This window comes from Arthrobacter sp. ZGTC131 (assembly GCF_002929275.1).
GTDB lineage: Bacteria > Actinomycetota > Actinomycetes > Actinomycetales > Micrococcaceae > Arthrobacter.
Genome location: NZ_PJIK01000024.1, coordinates 1 through 23,677 on the forward strand (window position 1 = coordinate 1; position 23,677 = coordinate 23,677).

Annotated in this window: 24 protein-coding genes and 1 pseudogene; 14 read left to right on the forward strand and 11 right to left on the reverse strand. The window is 65.0% G+C overall.

What is annotated here, in order from left to right:
- The 4 genes and pseudogenes from CXQ90_RS23090 to purU form a co-directional block, all read left to right on the forward strand.
- Window positions 1–114: pseudogene (locus CXQ90_RS23090) on the forward strand (lipoyl synthase); the annotation flags it as partial.
- 39 nt (window positions 115–153) lie between these two features.
- Window positions 154–987, forward strand: a complete 834-nt coding sequence (locus tag CXQ90_RS20240) for a methylenetetrahydrofolate reductase (protein ID WP_104141145.1) — start codon at window positions 154–156, stop codon at window positions 985–987.
- The gene (gene cycA, locus CXQ90_RS20245) at window positions 977–2,449 is read left to right on the forward strand and encodes a D-serine/D-alanine/glycine transporter (protein WP_104141146.1); all 1,473 of its coding nucleotides are present in this window, start codon (window positions 977–979) and stop codon (window positions 2,447–2,449) included. Before CXQ90_RS20240 ends, cycA begins: the two co-directional genes overlap by 11 nt.
- A complete protein-coding gene (gene purU / locus CXQ90_RS20250; protein WP_104141147.1) occupies window positions 2,446–3,381 on the forward strand; it encodes a formyltetrahydrofolate deformylase in 936 nt (311 codons plus the stop codon). The genes cycA and purU overlap by 4 nt, the downstream gene beginning before the upstream one ends.
- Window positions 3,382–3,397: 16 nt before the next feature.
- Here the strand turns inward: purU and CXQ90_RS20255 are convergent, their stop codons facing one another.
- From CXQ90_RS20255 to CXQ90_RS20280, 6 genes are all read right to left on the reverse strand, one after another.
- Complete coding sequence (locus CXQ90_RS20255) at window positions 3,398–3,793, reverse strand: type II toxin-antitoxin system VapC family toxin (protein ID WP_104141148.1); 396 nt, start codon at window positions 3,791–3,793, stop codon at window positions 3,398–3,400.
- Between the two features lie 137 nt (window positions 3,794–3,930).
- Window positions 3,931–4,503, reverse strand: a complete 573-nt coding sequence (locus tag CXQ90_RS20260) for an MOSC domain-containing protein (protein ID WP_104141149.1) — start codon at window positions 4,501–4,503, stop codon at window positions 3,931–3,933.
- A 70-nt stretch (window positions 4,504–4,573) separates the two neighbouring features.
- Window positions 4,574–4,768, reverse strand: coding sequence for a helix-hairpin-helix domain-containing protein (locus tag CXQ90_RS20265; RefSeq protein ID WP_104141150.1), 195 nt, complete (start codon window positions 4,766–4,768; stop codon window positions 4,574–4,576).
- 133 nt (window positions 4,769–4,901) lie between these two features.
- A complete protein-coding gene (locus tag CXQ90_RS20270; protein ID WP_104141151.1) occupies window positions 4,902–6,104 on the reverse strand; it encodes an acyl-CoA desaturase in 1,203 nt (400 codons plus the stop codon).
- Between the two features lie 116 nt (window positions 6,105–6,220).
- Window positions 6,221–6,787, reverse strand: coding sequence for a TetR/AcrR family transcriptional regulator (locus CXQ90_RS20275; protein WP_181038647.1), 567 nt, complete (start codon window positions 6,785–6,787; stop codon window positions 6,221–6,223).
- A gap of 210 nt (window positions 6,788–6,997) precedes the next feature.
- A complete protein-coding gene (locus CXQ90_RS20280; protein ID WP_258064647.1) occupies window positions 6,998–7,369 on the reverse strand; it encodes an SDR family oxidoreductase in 372 nt (123 codons plus the stop codon).
- 399 nt (window positions 7,370–7,768) lie between these two features.
- Between CXQ90_RS20280 and CXQ90_RS20285 the strand changes: the two genes are divergently transcribed.
- Window positions 7,769–8,224: a transposase gene (locus tag CXQ90_RS20285; protein ID WP_181038648.1), complete on the forward strand. Its 456-nt coding sequence runs from the start codon at window positions 7,769–7,771 to the stop codon at window positions 8,222–8,224.
- Between the two features lie 455 nt (window positions 8,225–8,679).
- Here the strand turns inward: CXQ90_RS20285 and CXQ90_RS20290 are convergent, their stop codons facing one another.
- On the reverse strand, window positions 8,680–9,309 hold the full coding sequence (locus tag CXQ90_RS20290; protein ID WP_104141155.1) for a cysteine hydrolase family protein: 630 nt from the start codon (window positions 9,307–9,309) through the stop codon (window positions 8,680–8,682).
- A gap of 53 nt (window positions 9,310–9,362) precedes the next feature.
- Complete coding sequence (locus CXQ90_RS20295; protein WP_104141156.1) at window positions 9,363–10,457, reverse strand: LLM class flavin-dependent oxidoreductase; 1,095 nt, start codon at window positions 10,455–10,457, stop codon at window positions 9,363–9,365.
- A gap of 89 nt (window positions 10,458–10,546) precedes the next feature.
- Between CXQ90_RS20295 and CXQ90_RS20300 the strand changes: the two genes are divergently transcribed.
- The 3 genes from CXQ90_RS20300 to CXQ90_RS20310 all read left to right on the forward strand — a co-directional run bounded on the left by CXQ90_RS20300 (window position 10,547) and on the right by CXQ90_RS20310 (window position 12,816).
- Entirely contained in the window at window positions 10,547–11,134 is a 588-nt protein-coding gene (locus CXQ90_RS20300; protein ID WP_258064649.1) for a CGNR zinc finger domain-containing protein, read from the forward strand.
- 141 nt (window positions 11,135–11,275) lie between these two features.
- A complete protein-coding gene (locus CXQ90_RS20305; RefSeq protein ID WP_219816723.1) occupies window positions 11,276–11,647 on the forward strand; it encodes a nuclear transport factor 2 family protein in 372 nt (123 codons plus the stop codon).
- 245 nt (window positions 11,648–11,892) lie between these two features.
- On the forward strand, window positions 11,893–12,816 hold the full coding sequence (locus CXQ90_RS20310) for a DUF817 domain-containing protein (RefSeq protein WP_104141159.1): 924 nt from the start codon (window positions 11,893–11,895) through the stop codon (window positions 12,814–12,816).
- A gap of 52 nt (window positions 12,817–12,868) precedes the next feature.
- Here CXQ90_RS20310 and CXQ90_RS20315 read toward each other — a convergent pair whose 3' ends face one another.
- Window positions 12,869–13,546, reverse strand: a complete 678-nt coding sequence (locus CXQ90_RS20315) for a DUF3445 domain-containing protein (RefSeq protein ID WP_258064650.1) — start codon at window positions 13,544–13,546, stop codon at window positions 12,869–12,871.
- 315 nt (window positions 13,547–13,861) lie between these two features.
- Here CXQ90_RS20315 and CXQ90_RS20320 point away from each other — a divergent pair, with 315 nt between their 5' ends.
- From CXQ90_RS20320 to CXQ90_RS20340, 5 genes are read left to right on the forward strand one after another with little or no spacing between them, the layout of a single operon-like run.
- A complete protein-coding gene (locus CXQ90_RS20320) occupies window positions 13,862–15,313 on the forward strand; it encodes a GntP family permease (protein ID WP_104141160.1) in 1,452 nt (483 codons plus the stop codon).
- Window positions 15,314–15,365: 52 nt separating this feature from the next.
- A complete protein-coding gene (locus CXQ90_RS20325; RefSeq protein WP_104141161.1) occupies window positions 15,366–16,616 on the forward strand; it encodes a CaiB/BaiF CoA-transferase family protein in 1,251 nt (416 codons plus the stop codon).
- Window positions 16,613–17,602, forward strand: a complete 990-nt coding sequence (locus tag CXQ90_RS20330) for a hydroxymethylglutaryl-CoA lyase (protein ID WP_104141162.1) — start codon at window positions 16,613–16,615, stop codon at window positions 17,600–17,602. The genes CXQ90_RS20325 and CXQ90_RS20330 overlap by 4 nt, the downstream gene beginning before the upstream one ends.
- A gap of 2 nt (window positions 17,603–17,604) precedes the next feature.
- Window positions 17,605–18,594 (forward strand): D-glycerate dehydrogenase, encoded by a 990-nt coding sequence (locus tag CXQ90_RS20335; protein WP_104141163.1) that lies wholly within the window; start codon window positions 17,605–17,607, stop codon window positions 18,592–18,594.
- The gene (locus CXQ90_RS20340; RefSeq protein WP_104141164.1) at window positions 18,591–19,580 is read left to right on the forward strand and encodes a glycerate kinase; all 990 of its coding nucleotides are present in this window, start codon (window positions 18,591–18,593) and stop codon (window positions 19,578–19,580) included. The genes CXQ90_RS20335 and CXQ90_RS20340 overlap by 4 nt, the downstream gene beginning before the upstream one ends.
- Before the next feature lie 47 nt (window positions 19,581–19,627).
- Here CXQ90_RS20340 and CXQ90_RS20345 read toward each other — a convergent pair whose 3' ends face one another.
- Entirely contained in the window at window positions 19,628–20,419 is a 792-nt protein-coding gene (locus tag CXQ90_RS20345) for an IclR family transcriptional regulator (protein ID WP_104141165.1), read from the reverse strand.
- 166 nt (window positions 20,420–20,585) lie between these two features.
- Here CXQ90_RS20345 and CXQ90_RS20350 point away from each other — a divergent pair, with 166 nt between their 5' ends.
- Window positions 20,586–21,335 (forward strand): GAF and ANTAR domain-containing protein, encoded by a 750-nt coding sequence (locus CXQ90_RS20350; protein ID WP_104141166.1) that lies wholly within the window; start codon window positions 20,586–20,588, stop codon window positions 21,333–21,335.
- Window positions 21,336–21,477: 142 nt separating this feature from the next.
- Here CXQ90_RS20350 and CXQ90_RS20355 read toward each other — a convergent pair whose 3' ends face one another.
- On the reverse strand, window positions 21,478–23,637 hold the full coding sequence (locus CXQ90_RS20355; protein WP_104141167.1) for a transglycosylase domain-containing protein: 2,160 nt from the start codon (window positions 23,635–23,637) through the stop codon (window positions 21,478–21,480).
- Window positions 23,638–23,677 lie beyond the last annotated feature (40 nt).

A 23,677-nucleotide genomic window follows, 5' to 3' on the forward strand; every position in this document is an offset into this window, starting at 1 on the left:
TGGGCCACCGCGATGCGCAAGAAGGGCTGGGAAATCCCGGCCGAACTGGCACACATCGAAAGCTCCGGCAGCACCCGGCAGGAAGCCAGCTCACTGCTCGCGGCCACGGCCTGACTTCGCCGACCCGCCCGCCCTGATGTTCAGAGAGGACCAATGATGTTCCCCGTCAGAATTGAAATCATCCCTTCGGAGGGAATCGTTGAGCGGGTCAAGGCCCTGGTGCCCTTGACCACGACGCTCACCGTGACGTGCCTGCCCCATCACGGCATTGAGCGGACCATGCGCGCCGCGGTGGAGCTGAGCCTGCTCGGATACCGGGTGCTCCCGCATCTCGCCGCGCGGAGCCTGCACAGCCGTGCCGACCTCACCGGATTCCTCCGCGACTGCAACGCTGCCGGCATCGGCGACGTGTTCGTGATCGGCGGAGACCGGAAGAACCCGGCCGGCCCGTACGCATCCGCACTCCCGGTGCTGGAGGACATCGAGCAGTACTCCGGCGGGATGATCCGGGCAGGCATCGCCGGCTACCCAGAGGGCCACCCCTCCGTCGGACCTGTGGACATGCTGGACGCCCTGCTTGCAAAGCAGCACCTGGCTTCGCACGTCGTCACACAAATGTGCTTCTCCGCGCCAAAAATCCTTGATTACGCGGCGCTCCTGCGCCGCGAAGGCGTGCAGTTGCCCGTCTGGGCCGGCGTGGCGGGGTCCGTTCCGCGGACCAAGCTGATCTCCCTGGCGACGCAGATCGGCGTCGGAAGTTCCCTGAAGTTCCTCAGCCGCAAGAGCCCGCTGGCCCGCAAACTCCTGAGCGGGGACCGCTACTCGCCGGACGGCCTGATTGCCGGCCTCGCAAGCCAGCCCGGCGACATTGCGGGCATTCATCTTTACAGCTTCAACAGCCTTGAATCCGTGCCCGCCGGGCCGGACCAGGCCACCACTTCAGCACTCCACACAGCATTGATTCGAGGAGCAGCACGTGACAACTGAAACCGTAACTTCCCAGCAAACGCCGCATCTTGAGCGGCAGCTCAGCAACCGGCACATCCAGCTGATCGCCATTGGCGGCGCAATCGGCACCGGCCTCTTCATGGGCTCCGGCAAAACCATCTCGGCCGCGGGGCCCTCCGTCATCTTCGTCTACATGATCATCGGCTTCATGCTGTTCTTCGTCATGCGGGCCATGGGCGAGCTGCTGCTGAGCAACCTGAACTACAAATCCTTCAGCGATTTCGCGGCCGATCTTCTCGGTCCGTGGGCTGGCTTCTTCACCGGCTGGACCTACTGGTTCTGCTGGGTCATCACCGGAATAGCAGACGTTATCGCCATTGCGGGCTACTCCAAGGAACTCTGGCCGGGGCTGCCGCTGTGGATCCCGGGCCTGGCCACCGTGGCCATCCTTCTGCTCCTGAACCTCACCACGGTGAAGGCGTTCGGCGAGACGGAGTTCTGGTTTGCGCTGATCAAGATCATCGCCATCGCGGCCCTGATCGTGGTGGGCCTGTTCATGATCTTCAGCGGATTCCAGTCCGACGCCGGCCCTGCCACCTTCACGAATCTGTGGAGCCACGGCGGCTTCTTCCCGAACGAGTTCATGGGATTCGTGGCCGGGTTCCAGATCGCCGTCTTCGCCTTCGTGGGCATTGAACTGGTGGGCACCACGGCCGCAGAAGCCAAGGACCCGGAGAAGAACCTGCCCAAGGCCATCAACTCCATCCCCATCCGTGTGCTCCTCTTCTACGTCGGCGCCCTCATCATCCTGATGTCCGTCACCCCCTGGACCCAGTTCCAGGCAGGCCACAGCCCGTTCATTGCCATGTTCTCCCTGGCTGGCCTGGGCGCCGCCGCCACCGTGGTGAACCTGGTGGTGCTCAGCTCGGCCATGTCCTCGGCCAACTCCGGCATCTACTCCACCTCGCGCATGGTGTACGGGCTGGCACAGGAGGGTGACGCCCCGTCCGTCTTCAGCGCCCTGTCGCGCCGCAAGGTCCCGCAGAATGCCCTGTTCCTGTCCTGCGTGCTCCTGCTCTCCGGTGTGGTGCTGATGTACGCGGGCCAGGACATCGGCAAGGCCTTCGACATGGTGACCACCGTTTCGGCTGTCTGCTTCGTCTTCGTCTGGTCCATCATCCTGGCCAGCTACATTGCCTTCCGCAGGCGCCGCCCGCACCTGCACGACGCGTCCAAGTACCGCATGCCCGGCGGCATCCCCATGGTCTGGGTGGTCTTCGCGTTCTTCGCCTTTGTCCTGTGGGCACTGACCACGCAGCCGGACACCCTGATGGCTCTCCTGGTCACGCCGGTCTGGTTCATCCTGCTCGGCGCCGCCTGGCTCGTGCTCCGCCGACGCCCCACGCACCTGGCCCGTTATGCGACGTTCCAGGCCGAACTTACGCAGGACCTGGCGCAGGAGTCATCCCCGGAGCGGGAATTGGGAGAAGTGACGAAATGACCGCCGCGCAGACGCTAGACAGTCCCGTCCGAAATCCGAAGGAACCGGCAGCCTGGGAGCATATCCTGACGGTCGACTGTGCCGAGTCTCCGGGCATCGTCCATGCGGTTTCGGGATTCCTGCTCAGCCACGGCTGCGACATCATCGACATCAAACAGTACGGCGACAAGGCCCAAGGGCACTTCTTCATGCGGGTACATTTCTCCTCGACCCAGGAGAATGCAGCGCAGGAGACTGCGGCGCAGGAGTCCGTCAGCACGGAGGGGCTGCGCCGGGACTTCACGCCGGTGGCGGAGAAGTGGCGGATGAACTGGCAGCTGGAGCCGCACGGCCGGAAACGCCGTGTCCTGGTGATGGTGTCCAAAATGGGCCACTGCCTCAATGACCTGCTCTTCAGGGCACGCACGGGCGACATTCCCGTGGAGATTGTGGCGGTGGTGTCCAACCACCGCGACCAGGAGGGCCTGGTGGAATGGCATGGCATCCCGTTCTTCCACCTGCCGGTCACGAAGGCCACAAAGCCCGACGCCGAAGCCCGGCTTCTGGAGCTCGTCGACGCATTCGACGTGGAACTGGTGGTGCTGGCCCGCTATATGCAGGTCCTCAGCGACGAACTTTCGGCCAAACTGGCGGGGCGGACCATCAACATCCACCACTCGTTCCTGCCCAGCTTCAAGGGTGCTAAGCCCTACCACCAGGCCTACGACCGCGGCGTCAAAACCGTGGGCGCCACGGCGCATTACGTCAACGCCGAACTCGATGAGGGCCCGATCATTTCGCAGCAGGTGATCGACGTGGACCACACGTACACCGCCGATGACCTGGTGGCAGTGGGCCGGGACGCCGAGTGCGCGGCCCTCCGTAACGCCGTCCGCTGGCATTGCGAGGGCAGGATCCTGCTCCTCGGCAACCGCACCGTCATCTTGAGGTAGTGCGGTTACAAGCGAATCAGTACAGCGCTTCGATTGGTGCAACCGCGACCAGGCCCTTGGCCGCCTCGGCGAGCCGCACGTCCAGGGTAATTAGGGCGTCGGCCTGCAGCTGGGTCAGCGCGATGTATTCGGCGTCGAGGGTGTCCGGCCAGCCCAGCTGGTCGGCCACCTTCCAGGCGACGTTCTGAAGGACCCGGTCTCCGAGCAGCCTGATGCGAAGCGCCCGCACGTAGTCGAGCTGCCGCGCCGCATCCGCATGGGACACCTCGCCGCGCCGAACGGCCTGGTAGAGAAGCGACAGGACCTGCGAGCGAAGAAGGGTCGGGGCCACCAGCTGGCACCCGTCGCCGGTGACGGTTTGGTCCTGGGCCAGCCGTAGGGCCGTGTCCGGGGTGATCACATACCGAGTCATGGACCCCATTTTCGCTCACGTCGCATTCCCTCGGAACCGCGCCAGGGGTCCGGCGTACGCCCGTCCCCCCCGACGCACGCGAACGACGGCGGGAGGTCCCGCCGTCGTCCGCTTTCCGTGACGGCCCTTCCGCCTGACTACGGCAGCCGCGACGGCCGCAGCAGGGTGGGATCGCCGGCGCGCTCGGGGTCGAGGGGTACCGGGCTGATCAGCACGGCAGGTCCGCGGTGCAGCACGCCGTCGGAGAGCGGCTGGCAGCGAACACCGCCCCGCCCGCGCATGGCCTTGTGTGCGCCCGGGGCGAGCATTTGGTCCATCCAGGCGCAGGGGTGGGCGGGCCGCCCGGCCTTTAGCCGCACCAGGTCCCCGCGCGATTCCAGCACGAAGTCGTTCCCGATCAGCGGAGCCAGGTGGGCTCCTCTGAGGACCACATTGCGCCGCGTCAGCAGCGGGTCCAGGGGTGCCGTGCCCAGCTCCGCGGCCATGGCCTCGAGCGCCTCGATCGCGAAGACGGTGACAGCGGCGTCCATATGCGCGGCCTTGCCGAAGAACCGGTCGCCGACGATGCCCTTGCCAGCCACCACGTCAACACGGTCGGCGTCGGTGGTGGGGACGTCCGCCGCACCCTCGCGGGCGCGGCCGAAGTAGGCGTGCGCCGGCGACACCAGAAGGTGCAGCACCTCGACGTCGTACCTGTAGCTAGCCGTCATGCTCCCAAACTATCCTTCCCGCAGGGGCGGCACACCATGGCCTGCCGGCCGGGAATCCTACTGCGGGCGTTCACGTCAGCGCGAGGCCGTGTTCCTCCAGCGCGTCCTCGATGATGCGGATCGCCTTCGGGCCGACGCCGTGCAGCCTGGACAGCTCCGCACGGGAGACACTTGCCAGCCCTCGGAGCGATGTATAGCCCGCCTCAGTCAGGGCGCGCGTTGCCGGGGCCCCGATCTTGGGGAGGGCATCGAGTGATGTTGTCATTCATCGACCTTAGGAGTCGTGAGTGCCAGCCGCAGGAGGACTGGTCTCGTGTGGGCGGCCATGGGCCGGACTGACAACAGGCAGGAACCGCTTTGCCGACCCTGCAAACGTCAGCTGCCCGGTCGCAGCCGGCTCAGGCTTTTTTGGGCGGCAGCGCCAGCCTGCAGACCTTGGCCCAGGTGGAGCCGACCTGCTTCCAGATGGGGCCGGTGGTGTAGATCAGCCCGTAGCGCTGGCAAATTTCGCGGACCTTAGGCGCGATTTCCGCGTAGCGGTTGGACGGGAGGTCCGGGAAGAGGTGGTGTTCGATCTGGTGTGACAGGTTGCCGGTCATCAGGTGCATGAACTTGGAGCCTGAGATGTTGGCGGAGCCGATCATCTGGCGGACGTACCAGTCCCCGCGGGTTTCGCCGTCCACCATTTCCTCGGTGAAGGTGTCCGTGCCCTCGGGGAAGTGGCCGCAGAAGATGACCGCGTGTGCCCAGAGGTTGCGGACGGCGTTGGCGGTCAGCGTTCCGTAGAGGGCCTGCTTGCCGGAACCGGTGAGCATGGCCACGGCGGGGGTTGCGGCGTAGTCCTTGGTGAACTGTGTGGCAACCTTCCGGCCCAGCGCCTTGAGGTCCTTGACGAGGGCTTCCTTGGACTTCCTGCCTTCCTTGTACTCGGTCAGCTCGAGGTCGTAGATCGCGATGCCCCACTCGAAGACCGGGGCCAGAAGTGCGTTGTAGAGCGGGTTGCCCAGGTTGAAGGGCGTCCATTCCTGCTCCGGGTCCATCCGCAGCAGGTTGAATCCGACGTCGTTGTCCTTGCCCACCACGTTGGTCCAACGGTGGTGTGAGTCATTATGGGTGTTCTGCCAGGCACGTGACGGGGTGACGAAGTCCCACTCCCAGGTGGTGGAGTGGATATCGGGGTCCCGCATCCAGTCCCACTGACCGTGCAGAATGTTGTGCCCGAGCTCCATGTTTTCTAGGATCTTGGCGAGGCTCAACAGCGCGGTGCCGGTAACCCAGGCTGCCTTGTTCTTGCTGACCAACAATGCAGCGCGGCCGGAAATCTCCAGCCCGCGCTGAATCTTGATCATGCGCCGGATATAGGCGGCATCCGTAGCCCCGCGCTTGGCCAGGATGTCGTCGCGGATAGCGTCCAGTTCCCGGCCGAGCTCGGCGACCTGCTCGTCGGAGAGGTGCGCCGCGGACGGCGGCCTCAGCGTCGGGCCGCCGGACTCGGCGAGAGCGCCGGGACGGATCTTCGCCGCACCCGGTGCCTTCTTCGTGGGGGCATCGTCTGGCACGGCGTCCCCGGAAACGTCAGGCTTGTTGGTCCTAATCGTCATGCAGTCATACTCCTCAGAGGTAGAGGTTCACGGGTCCGGCCAGCTGCCAAAACGCGCGTCTGGTTAGTTGGCCCGGCCCGTTGTGGGGCCGAGCCCTGGTTAGCGGTCGCCACGGTTTAACCCGGGGACAGCTCCGTCTGGGGGTTACTGCCGTCCGCGATGAAGAGCCACGGCGGCATGAAGCTGATGAGTTCGCGTGCCAGGTCGTGGGCGGTATGAGGCTGGCCTGTCCTGAAGGCGTGCATCACTCCACTCACGATCAGCCCGGCGAACGAGTTCGCCATGAGGTCGATTCGCGTGTCCGGCCATTGGGGCCTGGCGATCGCCATGATCGGGCGGCAGCCCCGGGCGAACCCTTGGATGGCTCTCGCCACTGTGCCGCCGGCGCGCTCGGAGAGCAGCAGGTGCTCGTAGAGCTCCCGGTGCTCGAAGACCGTCTGGAGGATGAGCTCGAGAGCGAACTCAGAGACGGCTTGCCCGTCGGCGCCGTGCACGGTCCGGGCCTCAATATCGAGGGCAGCAATCTCGGTGACCAGGTCATCGAGGATGAATAACGCGAGCTCCTCGACGCTGGCGAACTGCTCATAGAACCCGCTCCGGCTGAGCCCCGCCTCGAGCGCAATGCGGGTCACGGACGCGGCACCGAGGCCTTCCGCCTTAACGACCTTCGTCAGCGCCTCCACCAGAAGACGTTGTGACGCCTTCGCCCGAGGATCGGTCGATCCTCTCCGCGTAACGCGGGCCCGACTACGTCCTTGCTGTGCCATAAACCCATTCTAGAGGTAGTTACAGCACACGTGTGCAGTAGCGGAAAAGAGACGGCTTACCAATACATGTGCCCTTCGACGGGACGCTGTCAGGCGCGCACGAGCACAGGACTTGCCGGCACTTAGTCAGAGTCCGCCGGCTATGCGGATGGTTGTGCCGGTGGCGTAGCTTGCGTCGTCGGGGAGAAGCCAGGCAATGGCTCCCGCGATCTCGTCGGGCTTCCCGGCACGGCCCATCGGGATCACTGCTGCGATCTTCGCCGGACGGTCGGGGTCCTGGTGGAAGTCGGTCCACACCGTCCCGGGAGAGACAGCGTTCACCCGGATCTTCTTGCCGGCGAGTTCCTTGGAAAGTCCGACCGTGAGCGCTTCGACTGCGGCTTTCGCCGCAGCATAGTGGGCGTAGGTGCCGGCGCCGCCGAGCGTCGCGGCGGCGGACGAGATGTTGACGATGGAGCCGCCGCCGGCCTGGCTGATCGGGCCGATGGCGTACTTCAAACACTTCGACTCTCTACCGACGAAGTCCCTGAGCCTGAGTACTAGGTGAGGCGTTGTCGAGAGATCTGACTCTGGCGCGGCGGAGCGGACAGGGCTAGCATTCCCCGTTGTTACGCCATCTCGAGAGAAGGAGATTTCGCGATGTCCGTAGAGTCAATAAAGAACGGTAATACTGGAAAAGGTCTTGAGCCGGCGTGGCCCAGCAAAAACTGACGTGCCTGGCGGCACTGTCTTACCTACGATCTGTCCGCCGGCTCAAGGTCCGTCAAAGGGTGTCGAGCCAGGCGGACATGACTTCATAGGAGCCTGATTCGACCAGTCCCATTATCGGGTTGTCTGCCCACCTGGCCCGCGCCCGTTCCATCAGCCATTGATCTCGACTGAGGGGCAACTTCCATCTTGGCAAGCGAAACAACGAATGTCATCGCGGGTATCGACACCCATTCGGACACACACCATGTGGCCGTCATCAACGAATACGGCAAGCCCCTCGCGGACAAGGAGTTCCTGGCCTTCGGATCCGGATACTGGAAGATCGTAGACTTCATCACCAGTTATGGCACGGTTACCGCCGTGGGTGTCGAAGGAACGGGCTCCTACGGGGCCGAGCTCGCCAGGACCCTGCGTGGCGAAGGATTGACCGTGTTGGAGGTGAACCGCCCCAACCGTGCGGCACGCCGGCTGAAGGGAAAGTCCGATCCGTTGGACGCCTACCAGGCCGCCCAATCGGTACTCGACGGCCGGAGCACGTCGATCCCGAAAGCCAAGGACGGTCCTGTTGAATGCCTGCGAATACTGCGTGCCGGGCGGACATCGGCCGTGAAGGCCCGCACCGCGGCCATCAATCAGATCTAGGGCCTTCTTGTTTCAGCCCCGGACAAACTCCGGGCGAAATACCGGGCTCTAGGAACCTCAGCGATGATTGCCGCCCTACAGCGCACCAGACCAGCCGGTCATATGGCCGACCCCGAGTAGATATGCCTCATGACGTTGAAAGCCTTGGCTACCCGATGCCACTCCCTCGCGGCAGAAATCGCCACCGCTGACGCAGCGCTCCAGGAAATCCTCGATACCTACGCCCCGATGCTCTGCGACCTGCCGGGTGTGGGAACGGAAGTAGCCAGCCAGCTCCTAGGCACCGTCGGAGAAGGTTGTCCTGGTCCGCATGGCGTCGTGCCAACGAACCAAGGACTACGTGGCCAAACGCACCGCGGAGGGCAAGAGCAAACGGGAGATAATGATCGCCAATGGCTGACCGAGCAACATTGGGTCGCCTAGTGCATCACCTGTCGGGAGCGTACTTGGGTTTTCTACCGGGTGCTGCGGCCTTGTGCGGCGGAGGTGATGAGGTCGTTCTTGGTCAGCGGCTCGCCCGTACGCAGTGCTGCGGTCCAGGTCTCGGTGTCGATGACGGCGGCCCAGTTCGAGTGCAGCAGCGCCATGAGGGTCTCATGGACCTGGCGTGCTGGCGCGGTGCCAGCGTCGTTGAAGAGGTCGATTGCTCCGGTCGCGTCTGAGAGGACTTCGACGGCGAAGCCGAGGGGCTCGGCGGCCGCGGCGGAGGCGATCACGCAGTTGTTTGTCATGTACCCAACGAGAGTGATCGTGTCTATGCCTTGTTCACGCAACCAGGCTTCGAGGTCGGTATCTGCGAAGATGCTGGAGAACTGCTTGCTGATGCGCTTGGCTGCGGCGTTCTCGTGGGCGGCTACTTCGGGGTGGTTCTGCCAGGTCGCCGATCCGGATGCGAACACCGGGGCTTCTGCCGGGAGTTCGTGCTGGACGAGCACCACCAGCGTTCCGGTTTGCTGGGCGGTGTTGATCGCGGTCTGGATGCTGGCGATGGAGTCATCGCGGGCCGGGTATTGAATCGGGAGCAGTCCGTCGAAGTATTCCTGTTGGGCGTCGATGACGATCAGGGCTCGGTGCGGTGCGGTCATGGGGTTCTCCTTAAATGGGGTGGTTGTGAACGGGTGGAATCTTGGTGTGGGTGCTACTGCGCGGCGGCCGAAAGCGGTGCCTCTAGGTGGGGCAGTGCGTAGTGATCGGCGATCAGGGTGATCCCGCGCTGGTCGAGGGTTGTCGAGTGGCCGCCGACGACGAGCATCACCTCATCGACACCGGTGCGCTCGTGCAGGGCATTGAGACGGTCGGCGACAGTAGCGGCGGTGCCATGGAAACTGCGGTTGGTGTAAGCGTCGAGGATCTGCCGCTCCTGAATTGTGAATTGGTGGGCCTCGACCTCGTCCGGGGGCAGGAGCAAGTACCCCTCGCTTTTGAACATGCGCAGCATCGCCATCGCCGACGTTGCCGCCTGCCGTTTCGCCTCAGCCGGGTCGTCGCTGATCGCCACGGGGACGCTGACGAGGGTATGGGGCTCGGCGAGCACGTCGGAGGGTTGGAAGCTCTCACGGTAGAGACGTATGGCCGCGTCGATGTCAGCGTCGCCGAACTGCAATGCGAACGCATACGGTCGACCGAGCTGCCCGGCCAGTTGTGCTGAGTACGGAGAGGAGCCTAGGACCCACACCTCCGGGGCGGTCGAAGGCGCAGACACCCGGTTTTCCATTGCCTGCCAGGGGCCTGGCACTGCGTGGACGTGCCGGTATGGGTGTCCAGGAGGGAACTCGTCACCCAGGAACCCGAGCAACTCGAGCACCTGCTGTGGGAATCCGTCGTTGGCATCCGCGCCCCGACGCAGAGCCGCAGCAGTCGCCCCATCAGTGCCGGGGGCGCGTCCTAGCCCAAGATCGATCCGGCCCGGGGCGAGAGCCTCCAGCATTCCGAATTGCTCGGCGATCAGCAACGGTGCGTGGTTGGGTAGCATTACCCCTCCGGCGCCAAGGCGGATGCGCGTCGTCTCAGCGATGAGGCGGGCGACCATCAGCGGAGGTGAAGACACCGAGGTCGCTCCCATCGCATGATGCTCAGACATCCAGAACCGGTGATAACCGCGCTGGTCAGCCGTCCGCGCCAGCGAGATCGTGCCCGCGAGCCCCTCCTCAGCGGTCATCCCCACTCCGGTGCCGCCCGCGGAAAGCACGGACAGTGTGAACGGGGCCGTGCCGGCTGGTCGACCGAACTTCATAAGAACTCCTCATGGAAAAATGTGTTTTTTGGCGTGATTGGAGCCTAGCAGTTGCCTCACGCTTAAATGAAACTGATACCATGAGAAGCATGTCGGAGACACTGCTAGCAGCCGTACCAGGTGCCGAGGAGCATCCCTGCCTCGCGCTGGTCAACAGCGCAAGTGAACTGCCCGGAGGCAAACGCTACGACGAATTGGGCAGCCCTGAGGCTGCGGTGGCTTGGCTGATGGCACGCGATCTCATCGCGTCGGAGTCTGTGCTGCACGAGCACTGCCGGGGCAGACTCGCAGCGCTGCGCGCAGATTTGCGCGATCTCTTTACTGCGCACACCACTGGAGACGTCCCCACGACAGCGGCCGTGCATGCTGTTAATCGTGCGCTGACCTGCGCCCCCGGCGCGCTGCTGTTACGGTTCGACCCGGCGGCAGGGTTCACCCGTTGCGCCGACCATCCCGTGACACAGGTCGTCGAGCACGTCATGGCCGTCATCGCCGATGATGCTGCCTCGCTGCTAAGCGGCGACCAAGCATCGCTGCTCGCGTCCTGTGAAGCGGACTCGTGCGAACGATTCTTCCTCCGCACCCACGCACGACGGCAATGGTGTTCAACCCGTTGCGGCGATCGAGTCCGCGCCGCACGCGCCTACTCACGCAAACGCGCGGTAAACAGCGCATGAATCATGTGCCGCCGAAGCCAACAGAGGGCTAAACGTCAAGATCGTCCAGAACCCAACCGTGTCCATGTCGAGGACAAGGTGTTGGTTGGGGGCGGACCGCAGGGGTTCTGCTACTTCGACCATCAGCGTTCGCGGGAAGGAATGGAGGACCAGGACCGGTCAAAAATCCTGCACAACTACGGGGCCCAGTTGCGCGCCATGGTGGACGGCGACACCGAAGTGCTCAGTGAGTTGCTCACGGAGAACTTCACGCTGACGCACATGACGGGCTACCTCCAGTCCAAGCAGGAGTGGCTGTCCCAGATGCGGGCCGGGCATTTTGTCTACCATGACGCCCAGGAGAAGGACGTGACCCTTGAGGTGGGCGGAGACACCGCCCGGCTCGTCGGGAGGATCGTCACCGACGCTACGGTCTACGGGTCCCGGGCCAACTGGCCGCTGCAGCTCACCATGAATTTCATCCGCACGGGCGGGCGATGGCTTGCCGCGCGCTCGGAGGCCACTACGTGGTGAACCGGCAACCTCAAACTCCAGCGGACGACGGCGGGAGGTCCCGCCGTCGTCCGTTCTTACCTGCAGTTTTTACCTGACCTGCGGGTGCCAGCAGACCCTGCATCACCGCAGGACGTGCCTGGCCACCTACGCGACGGCTTGGGCTACCGTGGATTGTGCGTCACCGCCGGTTCGGCTGCGCCATGCCGTTCCGCGGTGATGCAGGAAAAACACATTGCCACTCGTGGCGGGGGAACGGGGTACCGATGCGCAGCTTCACGTCCGTAGAGCACAGAATCGACGAGCGGGCGCACCGGCTGCTCGACAACGCTCCGGCCAGCGGCATCCGTTCAAGGCTCGTGGAGTTTGCCGTCTTCGGCCTAAAGCAGGCCTGGGCCTGCATCTTCGGCGCAGCGCTCCTCGCCGTGATCCTGGCGGCGCGCCTCTGGTATCCGGATGACGCCGCATTGGCCAGGAACGATTTCCTGACCCTTGCCGCCGTCGTGATCCAGATCCTGATGGTTGCCACGCGGCTGGAAACCGTGCGGGAGCTGAGGGTGATTGTCCTCTTCCACCTGGTGGGGACGGTGATGGAGCTGTTCAAGACGGACGTGGGGTCGTGGACATATGAGGCGGAAGGGTTCCTGCGGATCGGGGCCGTGCCCCTCTTCAGCGGCTTCATGTATGCGGCGGTGGGCTCCTACATGGTGCGCGTCTACCGGCTTTTCGACCTGCGCTTCGCGGCGTATCCGCGGCGGTGGATCACGGCGATCGTGGCCGCCGGCATCTACCTGAACTTCTTCACCCACCACTACCTCGCCGACGCCCGCTGGGTCCTGCTGGCCGCCGTCGCGGTCATCTTCGGGCGGTGCGTGATGCACTTCCGGGTGTTCCGCCGGCAGTTCCGGATGCCGCTGGTCCTGGCGTTCCTGCTGGTGGCGCTGTTCATCTGGATTGCCGAGAACATCGCCACGTGGTCCGGGGCGTGGCTCTATCCAAGCCAGCTGAACGGCTGGCACATGGTTTCGCTCGACAAGCTGGTCTCGTGGTTCCTGCTGATGATCATCTCGGTGGTGCTGGTGGCATGGGTCTACAGGCCGGAGCCGCCCGAAGCCCCTGAGGGGACAATCGGCCCTGAGGGCACGGCTGGCGAGGCGCCGGCGGTCCCGGCGGGCAGCGCGGAAGGATAGCGGACGACGGCGGGACCTCCCGCCGTCGACCGTTCCGTTTTATGCGGCCCTGTTAGCGGGCCAGCAGCCAGGCCGACGCCGCATTGCGGTAGCGGCTGATGCCTTTGTACTCGGCCATGTCCTCAGGGAGTTCGGCGAGCACATGGCCCAGCCTCTCCCGCCAGGCGGGCACCCGGGCAATGTCCGAAAGTGGCAGGAGGTGGGTCCGGACCAAAAACAGCACGGCCCCGGGGCGGGGGAGACGAATGAGATGCTGAACCTCCACTCGCAGGTGGAGCCTGTCCGGCAGGGCCGGGTCTTCGGCGACTGTTGCGCGGTCCCGGGCCCATTCGGGGTAGGTTTCGGTGGACGTGTCCAGGCGGCGGTCGACTGTCATGGTCCAGTTGGTTCTGCGGTATTTTTCGCCTGGCTGCAGACGCATGAGGAATTGCTGGGCCCGGGCGATGATCTGTTCTTCGTGCACCCGCGGAACGGGGCCGTGGACTTCGAGGAACTTCATGCCGACGTCGAAGCCGAAGGACCAGTCGGCAGCGAACGTGACGAGTCCGGCATCGAGCCAGAGCGCATCCTCGTGCTGGTCCAGGACTGCTATGTCGTCCTGGATTTGGCTGCCCAGGAACCGCAGGGGACCCATGGGCAAGGAACCGTCGTCGCCGAAGGTGAAATCCAAGTCGAGGCCCTGCAGGGTGTTCTGCCAGCGGCAGGCGTTTCCTTCCCGGTGGAAGAACATGGTGCCCGGGTGTTTCGGACCCGTTAACTCCCGGTTCCAATCCCGGGTCGGCCGCGTCATCCAGATTTAACGCCGGGAGCAGGTGGGGCGCCGGCTGGTGTGGCTGGTTGGGATGTGCTCGGCGCACTCTGCAGTCTTGGACGAATGCCGCTGGGCGAGCACCACAATCACGACGTCGCAGTAAAAATCGCACTCCGAAACATCTTGCATTATGAGCTGAGTCCCATAATATGGGATCAGCGATGTGGCCTTCCTCACGGTGCACATCTGTTCCCAAGCCTTCAACGTGGAAGGCCCAACGATCGGATTCCCCTCATGTCAGACATAGCTGTACTGATCAATACGGCAGTGGCGGTTCTGGCCGCCGTCGTGCTTATCGTCCGTTTCAGAGTCAATCCCGTCATCGCCCTGATCATCGGTTCGGTGTACCTGGGCCTCGCGGCCGGGTTCGGCGTCGAGAAAACAGTCAAGACCATCACGTCCGGTTTCGGTGAAATCATGGTGGACGTGGGCCTGCTCATCGCCTTCGGCGTGCTGATGGGCTCCATCCTCAACCAGAGCGGTGCCATCAGGCGGCTCGTGGAGCACCTGCTGAGCACCTTCGGTCCCAAGCGCCTGCCCTACACCATGGGCCTGGCCATCGGAACGGTCCTGCAGTCCATCTTCCTGGATGTGCTGCTGGTCATCTCCGCTCCGTTGGCGCGCAAACTGGCACCGAAAATCGGCAAACTCGGCACCGCCCGCATGGCAACCGCCATGGCAATCGCCCTCGAATGCGGCATCGTCTTCACCGTTCCCGGCGTCGCCTCCCTCGCCCTGGCCGGCCTCCTGAACGTTCCCCTGGGCAAAATGCTGCTGTTCGGGCTCCTCCTGGTCATCCCCACCATCATCATCTCCATTGCCATCATGACGTTCCTCTTCCGCCGCGGCTTCTGGAACGAGGCGAAGGACGAGGACCACACCTTCGTCGAGGAGGAAGACCGCGAGGGCGAAGAGGAAGGGTACGACGGCGGAACGCCGGCTTCCGCTTCGACGGCACCTGGCGGGCACAACCCCGGCGCCGCTCCATCTGACACTCAGCCGGGCCGCGGCGCCGTTGCCGTGGCCGAACGCGAGCGGAAGCAGGCTCCGCTGATCCTGCTCTTCGCCCCGCTCCTGACCTCCTTGCTCCTCATCGGGGCCGGCGCCATCCTGCAGATCCTGAAGATCGACCTGCCCTGGCTGCAGCTCCTGGGTGAGCCCGTCATTGCCCTGCTGATCGGCCTGATCGGCACCTGCCTCGTGACCCGGTCGGCCATCGGCCAGAAGCGCGTCGAAGACGCCATCACCGTGGGCTTCAAGGAAAGCGGCCAGATTCTGATCCTCACGGGCGTCGGCGGATCCCTCGCAGCAACCGTCGCCGCGGCAGGCCTCGGGGACATCCTCGGCGGATTCTTCTCCGCCAGCACCGTGGCCCCGCTCCTGGTGGTCTGGGTCATCGCGGCAGTCCTGCATATCGCCGTCGGCTCCGTCACCCTGTCCGCCATCACCGCGGCCGGACTGCTGGCTCCGATTGCTCCGGCCATCGGGCTGGACCCCGTGCTCCTGGCCCTGGCAGCCGGCGCCGGATCCCTGTTCATGGTCCACGTCACCAGCAACACCTTCTGGCTCCTGCAGTCACTGCTGGGGCAGAGCGTGAGAGGCGCGTTGAAATCGGTCACCGTCGGGGTCTCGGTGGCCTCGGTCGTCGCGATCCTGCTGATCCTGCCCATGAGCCTGCTGTTCTGACCGCAACGCGAGCACCCGATACTTAGACGAACGCCACGAAAGAAGAAACGAAATGACACAGACACGCATCGCGCCCCTGGAGGGAGTTCGCGTCCTGGAGCTCGGCAACTACATCGCCGCGCCCACTGCGGGCAGGCTGCTTGCCGATTTCGGCGCCGAAGTGATCAAGGTCGAGCGCCCCGCAACCGGCGACGAACTGCGCAACTGGCGCCTGCAGAGGGGTGACACCTCCATGCTGTACCGCACCATCAACCGCAACAAAAAGTCCGTCGTCCTGGACCTCCGGACCGAAGCGGGCAAGCAGGCCGTGCTCGCTCTTGTCGCCAAGTCGGACATCCTGCTGGAGAACTTCCGGCCAGGCACCCTGGAAAAGTGGGGCCTCGGCCCCGAGGTCCTCAACGAAGCCAACCCGGACCTCATCATCACGCGCATCTCCGCCTTCGGACAGACGGGCCCTCTGTCCGCGCGTCCCGGGTTTGCCGCCGTCGCCGAAGCGTACGGAGGGTTCCGCAACCTCGTAGGCGACCCCGACCGCGCACCGGTCCGGGTAGGCGTCTCCATCGGCGACTCGATCGCCGGACTCTACGCCGCCTTCGGCTCCATGATGAGCCTCTACCAGAGGGAAGCACGACGCCGGGACGCGGCCGGCACTGTGCCGCTCACCGAGCGCGTCATCGACGTCGCGCTCCACGAGGCGATGTTCTCCATGATGGAATCGCTCATTCCGGACTACCAGGCCTACGGCGTGGACAGGCAGCGCGTGGGCGGCCGGATGGAGGGGATAGCCCCGTCCAACGCCTACCTCTGCAGGGACGGCGCCAGCATCGTCGTGGCGGGCAACGGAGACTCGATCTACCAGCGGTACATGGACACCATCGGACGTCCCGATCTCGCCGCGGAACCGTCGCTGCAGTCCAACGCCGGCCGCTGGGCGCGGCGCGAGGAACTGGACCAGGCCATCGGGATGTGGGCAGCGGAGCGGGACGCTGCCGACGCGCTCGCGGCACTGGATGCCGCCGGCGTACCCGCCGGCCCCATCTACACGGCGGCCGACATCAGCACCGACAGCCAGTACGCAGCCCGCAACATGATCCAGAAATTCGACGTTTCCACAGGGGAGGAAGTCCTGCCCGGCGTGGGCTTCCCCGGCATTGTCCCCGTCATCGGAGACCAATCCCTTCCCATCCGGAACCTCGGCCCTGACCTGGGCGAAAACACCGAAGAAATCCTCAGCGGGCTCCTCAAGATGGACGCCGCAGAGATCAGTGCGGCCTCCGGCCGCGAGGAGGCCCTGCAGCCATGAACCACCACCACGACAGCCTCGACTCAACATTGAGCAGCACGATCCTGAGGGACGTGACCCTGCGGGACGGGCTCCAGCTCACCGGGAAACTTCTTCCCACCGAACGGAAGGTTGAAACGGTCCGGGAGCTGCTGCGCCTGGGGGTGCCCGCCATCGAACTGGGGTCCATGGCACGTGCAGACCTCGTCCCCACCATGGCCAACACCCTGGAAGTCGTTCAGGCCCTCACACCCGAGGAACTGGAAAAGTGCTGGATCTGGGTAGCCACCCCCGGCCATGTGGCCAAGGCCGCGGCCGCCGGAGCGCGGAACTTCCAGTACTGCCTCTCGGCTTCGGATTCACACAATAAGGCAAACATTGGCCGCACCACCGAGGAAAGCCTCGCTGCCCTGCCCGAAGCGATCGGGTACGCCCAGTCCGTCAGCGGGCAGATCCAGCTCTGCATCGCGACGTCGTTCACCTGCCCCTTCGAAGGAATGGTGCCGGAGGAGCGTGTCCTGGCCATCGCCAACGACCCCCGCGCCGAGGGCACCACGGACATCGTCATCTGCGACACCCTGGGGCAGGCTATCCCGGCCCAGGTCTCAGGGCTGATTGCCAGGGTTCGGGAAGAATCCCCGCTCCGCAGGATCGTCTACCACGGCCACGACACCTGGGGACTGGGGGTGGCCAACACCCTCGCCGCCATCCAGGCCGGCGCGGCCATGGTGGACGGCGCCCTCGGCGGCCTGGGAGGCTGCCCCTTTGCCCCGGGCGCCAGCGGCAACACCGCCAGCGAAGACATCCTTTTCGCCACGCGTCCGGAGTGGCTCACGACGGCAACCTTCGCGGAGCTGGTGATCCTTTCCGAGAAACTGCTTGCGGAACTGGGCGAACCCAACCGCTCCAGGGCTGCCCAAGGCGCCCGGTCTAACGCCGCAGCCTTCGACTGGGTCCTCCCGTCAGACAGCACTGCCCCTGCACCCTGCACCACAGGAGGCAAATAAGCATGGCCAACAGTTTCCTGGTCACCACCGCCATTCCGGAACCGGGGCTGCAACTGCTGTCCGACGCCGGCCGGGTCACCGTGCTGCCCGAACCGCCCGGTTACGATGCCCTGGCGGCGCTGTGCGCCTCCGGTGATTACGACGTCGTCCTCACCCAGTTGCGCGACGTCATCGATGCCCCGCTCCTGGCCGCCGCCCGCCTGAAGGGCGTGTCCAACTTCGCCGTCGGATATAACAACATCGATGTCGGAGCGGCCACCCGGCGTGGCATCCTGGTGGGCAACACCCCCGGCGTCCTGACCGACGCGACGGCGGACATCGCCATGCTGCTCATCCTCGGCACCGCCCGCCGCGTGGTCGAGGCCGACCGGCTGGTCCGGGACGGCAAATTTCTGGGTTGGGAACCGGAGCTCCTGCTCGGCCGGGACGTCTCCGGCGCCGTGCTGGGCCTGGCCGGGTTTGGCAGGATCGCCCGCGCCACCGCCCGGCGCGCGCTCGGCTTCGGCATGGAGGTGCTCTTCGCGCCCCGACCTCCGGGCGACCGCCCCGTCAGCGAGGCGGAACTCGGCGAGTTCGCGGGCAAGGTCCGGCAGGTGCCCTGGGACGAGCTCGTGGCGCGCAGCGACTTCCTCTCCCTGCACGTCCCGCTCAACTACCAGACCCGGCACCTGGTGGACGCCGCCGTGCTGGCGCGCATGAAACCCGACGCCATCCTGATCAACACCGCCCGCGGGCCCATCGTCCACGAGGACGCCCTCGTGGACGCCCTCCGCAACGGGACCATCGCCGGGGCCGGACTGGACGTCTTCGAGGATGAACCGAAACTGGCGCCCGGCCTGGCGGAGCTGCCCAATACCGTGCTCCTCCCGCACGTCGGCAGCGCCACCGTGCCCGTCCGCAGCGAAATGGCCCGGCTCAGCGCAGTGAACGCCGTCGCCATTGCCGAAGGCCGCACCCCGCCCCACCCCGTCAACCACCTCGCCAAAGCATGACCATTGTGGTTGCCCCGGACAGCTTCAAAGGGACGTACTCGGGGGCGGAGGTGGCCGCGGCGATCGGCGCCGGGATCAAGGACGGTGGCGGCCAGGTCATCCAACTTCCCGTTGCCGACGGCGGCGAGGGAACCTTCGACGTGCTTTGCCGCAGCCTTCAGGCGTCGGCAGTAACCGTTGAAACGCTGAATTCCTGGGGCGAGCCGCAAACCGCGATCGTCGGACTGGCCGCGGACGGGACCGCCGTCGTCGAGGTTGCCCAGGCCAGCGGCCTCACGGCAGCGCGGAACAGCCCTCAAGACGCGCTATCCGCCAGCACCTACGGAACCGGGATACTGATCGCGGCCGCGGTGAATAAGGGTGCGACGCACATCATGGTGGCCGCCGGCGGCTCGGCCACCACCGACGGGGGAGCAGGTGCGGTCAGCGCAATTAACGACAGGGGCGGACTCCGCGGCGCCCGGATCACTGTCCTGTCCGATGTGACCACGACGTTCCTTGAGGCTCCGCGCGTTTTTGGGCCGCAGAAAGGGGCGGATGCCGCCACTCTCAGGCTGCTGGAAGAACGCCTGAACCTCCTTGCCCGGTCGTACCCCCGAGACCCGGCCGGGGTGCCGCGCACGGGCGCGGCCGGTGGCCTCTCGGGAGGGTTGTGGGCGCACTTCGGGGCGGAGCTGGTGTCCGGGGCGGACGCTGTTCTTGACGCGGCAAGGTTCGACGAGCACCTAAAGTCCGCCGACGCCGTCGTGGTCGGTGAGGGGCGCCTTGATTCGCAGACCGGGGAGGGCAAGATCATCTCGGCAATCCTGGCAAGGGTGCAGAAATCGGGCAGGCGCATCCCCGTCGTGGCTGTTGTGGGATCCGTTGCCGAGGACCTCGGCAGCTATGCCCGGCATTTCAGCGAGATCCTGATAGCCACCGATGCGGCAGAGATGCAGGCGGCCGGAAAGTCGGTTGCCAGCTACTTCAGGTCCGGTCGGGGCTAGCGCCGAATCCCGCGCAGGCGTGACTCTGTCCGGTTCCCTGGCGGGCGTTAAGACTCGCCAGGAAACCTGCCTCCGATGAGCCGGGTCATATGTTCAGCCGTGGTAAGCAGGGGCTCCACCCAGGCTTCACAGATCTCCAACGGCATCCGCAGGGTGGGTCCGCTGATGGTTACCGCGCCCACCAGGCCGGCTGCCGAATCGAACACCGGAGCCGAAAGACCCGACGCTCCGTCTTCGCGTTCACCCACAGTTATAGCAAACCCGTCCACCCGGGTCTTCTTGACCGCGGCCTCCAAATCCTCGGAGCTGGTGATGGTGGATTCCGTGATGGGCACCAAAGGATCCTGCAGGACCGCGTCCATCAGGTCCGGATCCCAAGCCAAAAGCACCCGCCCGGCTGAGCCTGCGTGGAGCGGGAGAACCTTGCCAAGATGCATCTCGCGGCGGAGCGCGTGGCGCGTGTCCGCCATGGCCACGCAGACACGGTAATGCTGCTCTGCCTTGAAGAAACACGCAGTCTCACCTGTGGTGTCACGCAGCGTCTTGAGGAGCGGGCTGAGGATGTCTATGACTTCCATTCCGCGGGTTGCCGGAGCTGCCCAGTACGCCATCCGCATGCCGATGCGGTAAGCATCCTCCTCCCGGTCAAGGAAGCCCTGGGAGGTCAGATTCGTGACGAGCCGCTGGACCGTGGAGGTCGGCATTCCCGTGTACTCGCGGATGTCGCTCAGCGACAACACCGGTTTGGACAGCGAGAAGGCATCCAGGATGGAGGTTATTTTTCCGAGAACAAGCAATGGGTTGCTGCTGGACTTCGCTAGAGCATCGGACGCCGACATAGAACTCACGCTAGACGCTGGCAGCACCCGAATCCACTCGCCTCCCCGCAGGGACTGCTCCTTGACGCGGAGCCCAAGACGGTCCTGTGCATGGTGTTGGCAAGCGGCGCATGGTGTTGGCATGCGGCGCAGTTGTGGATGGGCCGCGATCGAGCTAACTTTGGGCATGCCCAACTCGCCCGAGCACGAGCTCCTGATTGAGCTCCAAGACCTGATTATCGGCACGGAAACGGTGGCCGATTTCCTCGGTGGCCTTTCGACCGTTGCCGCAGGCACCATCGGCCGGAGCGCCGGGACACCTGTGGAGTGCGGTGTCACGCTCAAGCGTGAACGATCGACGAGAACGGTCGGAGGCAGCAGCCCCCGAGCGATCAAGCTGGATAAGATCGAGCAGAGCGTCGGCCAGGGGCCCTGCATCGAGGCGCTCCGGATCAAATCTCCTGTCCTCCTTGATGATGTCCGCACTGATCCGCGGTGGCCGGTCTATCAGGAGCAGCTGGCCGCGGAAGGCTGCCTGAGCACCCTTGGTGTTCCGTTGGAGCTGAACGAGGATTCTGCCGCGGCGCTGAACTTCTTTGCGAACTCGCCGGGCGCCTTCTCCGAAGCGACCGTCCGGGAAGCTGCCGGGTTTGCTGCGATCGCCGGCGGAGCCGTACGGCTCGCCGTGAAAGTCGGAACGGTGCAGGATGCCGCGCAGGACCTGCAGGCCGCGATGCGGAGCCGCACCGCGATCGACCTCGCCTGCGGCATCATCATGGCTCAAAACGGCTGCACGCAGTCCGAGGCCATGGACATCCTGGTCAAGGTCTCCAGCCACCGGAACCAGAAACTCCGCGACGTCACCGAAGAGATGATCGTCAAGATATCCGGCGTTAAGCCCGTCACCCACTTCGACGGACGGCAGGAGCGGCCCTAGCTTAGGCGCACGCCGCGGGTGCTGGGTGTCCTGGCTGGGGTCTGTGGCGAAGTCGTCGGAGTAAGGTGCGCGCGAACGGGGCGCATCATCGATGAGTTCGTTGGCGGCCATCGCCAGCCGGCGTGTCGTTGCCGGCGTCGCGCTATTTGGCCGGTTTCCGGACGATGGACCCCGGCGGTTTGGGGAAGGCCTTAGCCGGGTACATTTTGGCTACTTTGAGCATGTAGTTGGCCCACTGGGGGCCAGCAATCATGTAGCCGTCGATTCGGCTGTAGAACTTGCCGTTGACGGTGATGTTCTGGCCCGGCCGTTTCTGGCCCGCCAGGGCGTCCCCGAAGAAGGAGGCTGTGGCCAGGCCCGTCGTGTACCCCAGCACCCACGTGGCGCTGTTGGTGTTGTTGGTGCCGGTCTTGGCCGCCGCCGGGACGCGGCTGTGGACCTTGGGCTTGATGTGCACCCCTGAGCCCTTGGTGAGCATGTCCTGCAGCGCCTTATTCACGCCGCGGGCCACGTTCGGATCCACGGCGTCGCGGCAGTCGGGGTCCTGGTGTGGCAGCGCCCGTCCGGAGAAGTCGGCCACCCGCAGGACGGCAAATGGCGCGCAGTAACGGCCGTCGGCGGCAAAGGTGGCGAAGGCGGCAGCCAGGCCCATCGGCGCCACTTCAGTGCCGCCCAGCAGGTTCCCGAGCTGGTGCATGTTGATGGGAGCGCCGTCGAGTCCGCTGCGCAGACCCACGCTGTTGACCATGTTCTGGATCCCGCAGATATCCAGCTGCGCAGCTTCGGCGAACGTGGCGGTGTTGATGGAGTTGTAGAGCCCGTAGTCGGCCGGCATCTTCCGGTAGTAGCCGGCGGAGGCGTTCTGCAGGTCATCGGCAGCTTCCAGGCCTGCCCTGCGCTGCTTGGTGCTGTACCCGCCGATCACCTTCCCGCAGGAGGACCGCCATTTGAATCCCAGCGGATACTCGCGCCGTGAAGCGTCTACGACTTCGGTCATGGTCCGTCCCTGGTGCAGCCATTCGGCGAACGTGAACGGTTTCACCGTGGAGCCCGGCTGGAATCCTCCGGCGCCGTTGAGGTCGTTGCCGTTGGGGTCCTTGGCATCCACGTTGAAGTTCAGCTGGGTGTCGAACTTTCCGCGTTGCGGCAGGAAGACCGTATTCTGCGCCATGGCGAGGATTTTGCCCGTGCCCGGCTGGACCGTGACCAGCGCGGCGCCCCACTTGGCCGGGTTCGCCCCGGCCGTGGCGTTCACCTGCGCCTGGGCCGCTGCCTGCAGCCTGCTGTCCAAGGTGGTGGTGATGGTCAGCCCGCCGCGGCGTAGCTTCTGTTCCCGTGCCTCCGTGTCTGCGCCGTACGCGGGGTTGTTGAGGATCAGATGGGAAACGTAGTCGCAGAAGTACGGTGCCATGGCCGCAGCGGCACAGCCCTGCTTCGAAGGCCTGATTTTCAGCCCGACGCCCGTGGCGACGGCGCCGTCATGCTGTTGCTGGCTGATTTTGCGCTGTTCCAGCATTGCGGCCAGGACCTGGTTGCGGCGTTGGACGGCGTTCTCCGGGTTGGCTACGGGGTCATAGAAGCTCGGGCTGTTCACCAGTCCTGCGAGCAGAGCCGCCTGGGGCAGGGTTAGCTTGCTCGCCGGAACGCTGTAGAAGTACTGGGCGGCGGCCTCGATGCCGTAGGCAGTGCGGCTGAAGAAGACGATGTTGAGGTAGCCCTCAAGGATCTGGTCCTTGCTGAATTTCTTCTCCAGCGCCATCGCCAGCCGCATCTCACGCAGCTTGTCGCCGATGTTCTTCTGCCCGCTGAGGATCACCTGATCTTCGCGGCCTGAGGAGATCCTGGCTTCGTTAGCCACGTTGGTGACGTACTGCTGGGTCAGGGTGGAGGCGCCCTGCCTCTCTCCCTGGGTCAGGTTGCTGGACAGTGCCCGGAGGATGCCCTGGGGGTCCACGCCGCTGTGCTCGTAGAAGCGGCTGTCCTCGATCGCGATGACCGCATCCTTGATGAAAGGAGACATGTTCTTGAGCGGGATCCGCACCCGGTTTTCCTCATAGAACGTTGCGATGACTTTTCCGTCCGCCGTCAGCATCTTGGTGGTCTGCGCCGGTGGCTGCACCGCAAGCTCAGTGGGGAGGCCGTTGAAAAAGTTGATCGACCCGCTCACCGCGGTGCCGGCCGCGGCGATCTGCGGAACCAGGAAGGCTGCCACCAGTACGCCGCACACGCTACTGAGGAGCACGAATCCGAGCATCTTTGCCAGAAACGTACGAAACCGGGAAAGCAGGCTTTTCCGTGCCATGACTCCAGTTCACACCCCGTCTGATGTGCCATCAGAATAC

Coding starts and splice junctions, on each gene's coding strand:
- CXQ90_RS20240 (WP_104141145.1), top strand. CDS start 154: ATGATGTTCCCCGTCAGAATTGAAATCATCCCTTCGGAGGGAATCGTT.
- purU (WP_104141147.1), top strand. CDS start 2,446: ATGACCGCCGCGCAGACGCTAGACAGTCCCGTCCGAAATCCGAAGGAA.
- CXQ90_RS20255 (WP_104141148.1), bottom strand. CDS start 3,793: ATGACTCGGTATGTGATCACCCCGGACACGGCCCTACGGCTGGCCCAG.
- CXQ90_RS20260 (WP_104141149.1), bottom strand. CDS start 4,503: ATGACGGCTAGCTACAGGTACGACGTCGAGGTGCTGCACCTTCTGGTG.
- CXQ90_RS20265 (WP_104141150.1), bottom strand. CDS start 4,768: ATGACAACATCACTCGATGCCCTCCCCAAGATCGGGGCCCCGGCAACG.
- CXQ90_RS20270 (WP_104141151.1), bottom strand. CDS start 6,104: ATGACGATTAGGACCAACAAGCCTGACGTTTCCGGGGACGCCGTGCCA.
- CXQ90_RS20290 (WP_104141155.1), bottom strand. CDS start 9,309: ATGACCGCACCGCACCGAGCCCTGATCGTCATCGACGCCCAACAGGAA.
- CXQ90_RS20295 (WP_104141156.1), bottom strand. CDS start 10,457: ATGAAGTTCGGTCGACCAGCCGGCACGGCCCCGTTCACACTGTCCGTG.
- CXQ90_RS20300 (WP_258064649.1), top strand. CDS start 10,547: ATGTCGGAGACACTGCTAGCAGCCGTACCAGGTGCCGAGGAGCATCCC.
- CXQ90_RS20305 (WP_219816723.1), top strand. CDS start 11,276: ATGGAGGACCAGGACCGGTCAAAAATCCTGCACAACTACGGGGCCCAG.
- CXQ90_RS20310 (WP_104141159.1), top strand. CDS start 11,893: ATGCGCAGCTTCACGTCCGTAGAGCACAGAATCGACGAGCGGGCGCAC.
- CXQ90_RS20315 (WP_258064650.1), bottom strand. CDS start 13,546: ATGTTCTTCCACCGGGAAGGAAACGCCTGCCGCTGGCAGAACACCCTG.
- CXQ90_RS20320 (WP_104141160.1), top strand. CDS start 13,862: ATGTCAGACATAGCTGTACTGATCAATACGGCAGTGGCGGTTCTGGCC.
- CXQ90_RS20325 (WP_104141161.1), top strand. CDS start 15,366: ATGACACAGACACGCATCGCGCCCCTGGAGGGAGTTCGCGTCCTGGAG.
- CXQ90_RS20330 (WP_104141162.1), top strand. CDS start 16,613: ATGAACCACCACCACGACAGCCTCGACTCAACATTGAGCAGCACGATC.
- CXQ90_RS20335 (WP_104141163.1), top strand. CDS start 17,605: ATGGCCAACAGTTTCCTGGTCACCACCGCCATTCCGGAACCGGGGCTG.
- CXQ90_RS20340 (WP_104141164.1), top strand. CDS start 18,591: ATGACCATTGTGGTTGCCCCGGACAGCTTCAAAGGGACGTACTCGGGG.
- CXQ90_RS20345 (WP_104141165.1), bottom strand. CDS start 20,419: ATGTCGGCGTCCGATGCTCTAGCGAAGTCCAGCAGCAACCCATTGCTT.
- CXQ90_RS20350 (WP_104141166.1), top strand. CDS start 20,586: ATGCCCAACTCGCCCGAGCACGAGCTCCTGATTGAGCTCCAAGACCTG.
- CXQ90_RS20355 (WP_104141167.1), bottom strand. CDS start 23,637: ATGGCACGGAAAAGCCTGCTTTCCCGGTTTCGTACGTTTCTGGCAAAG.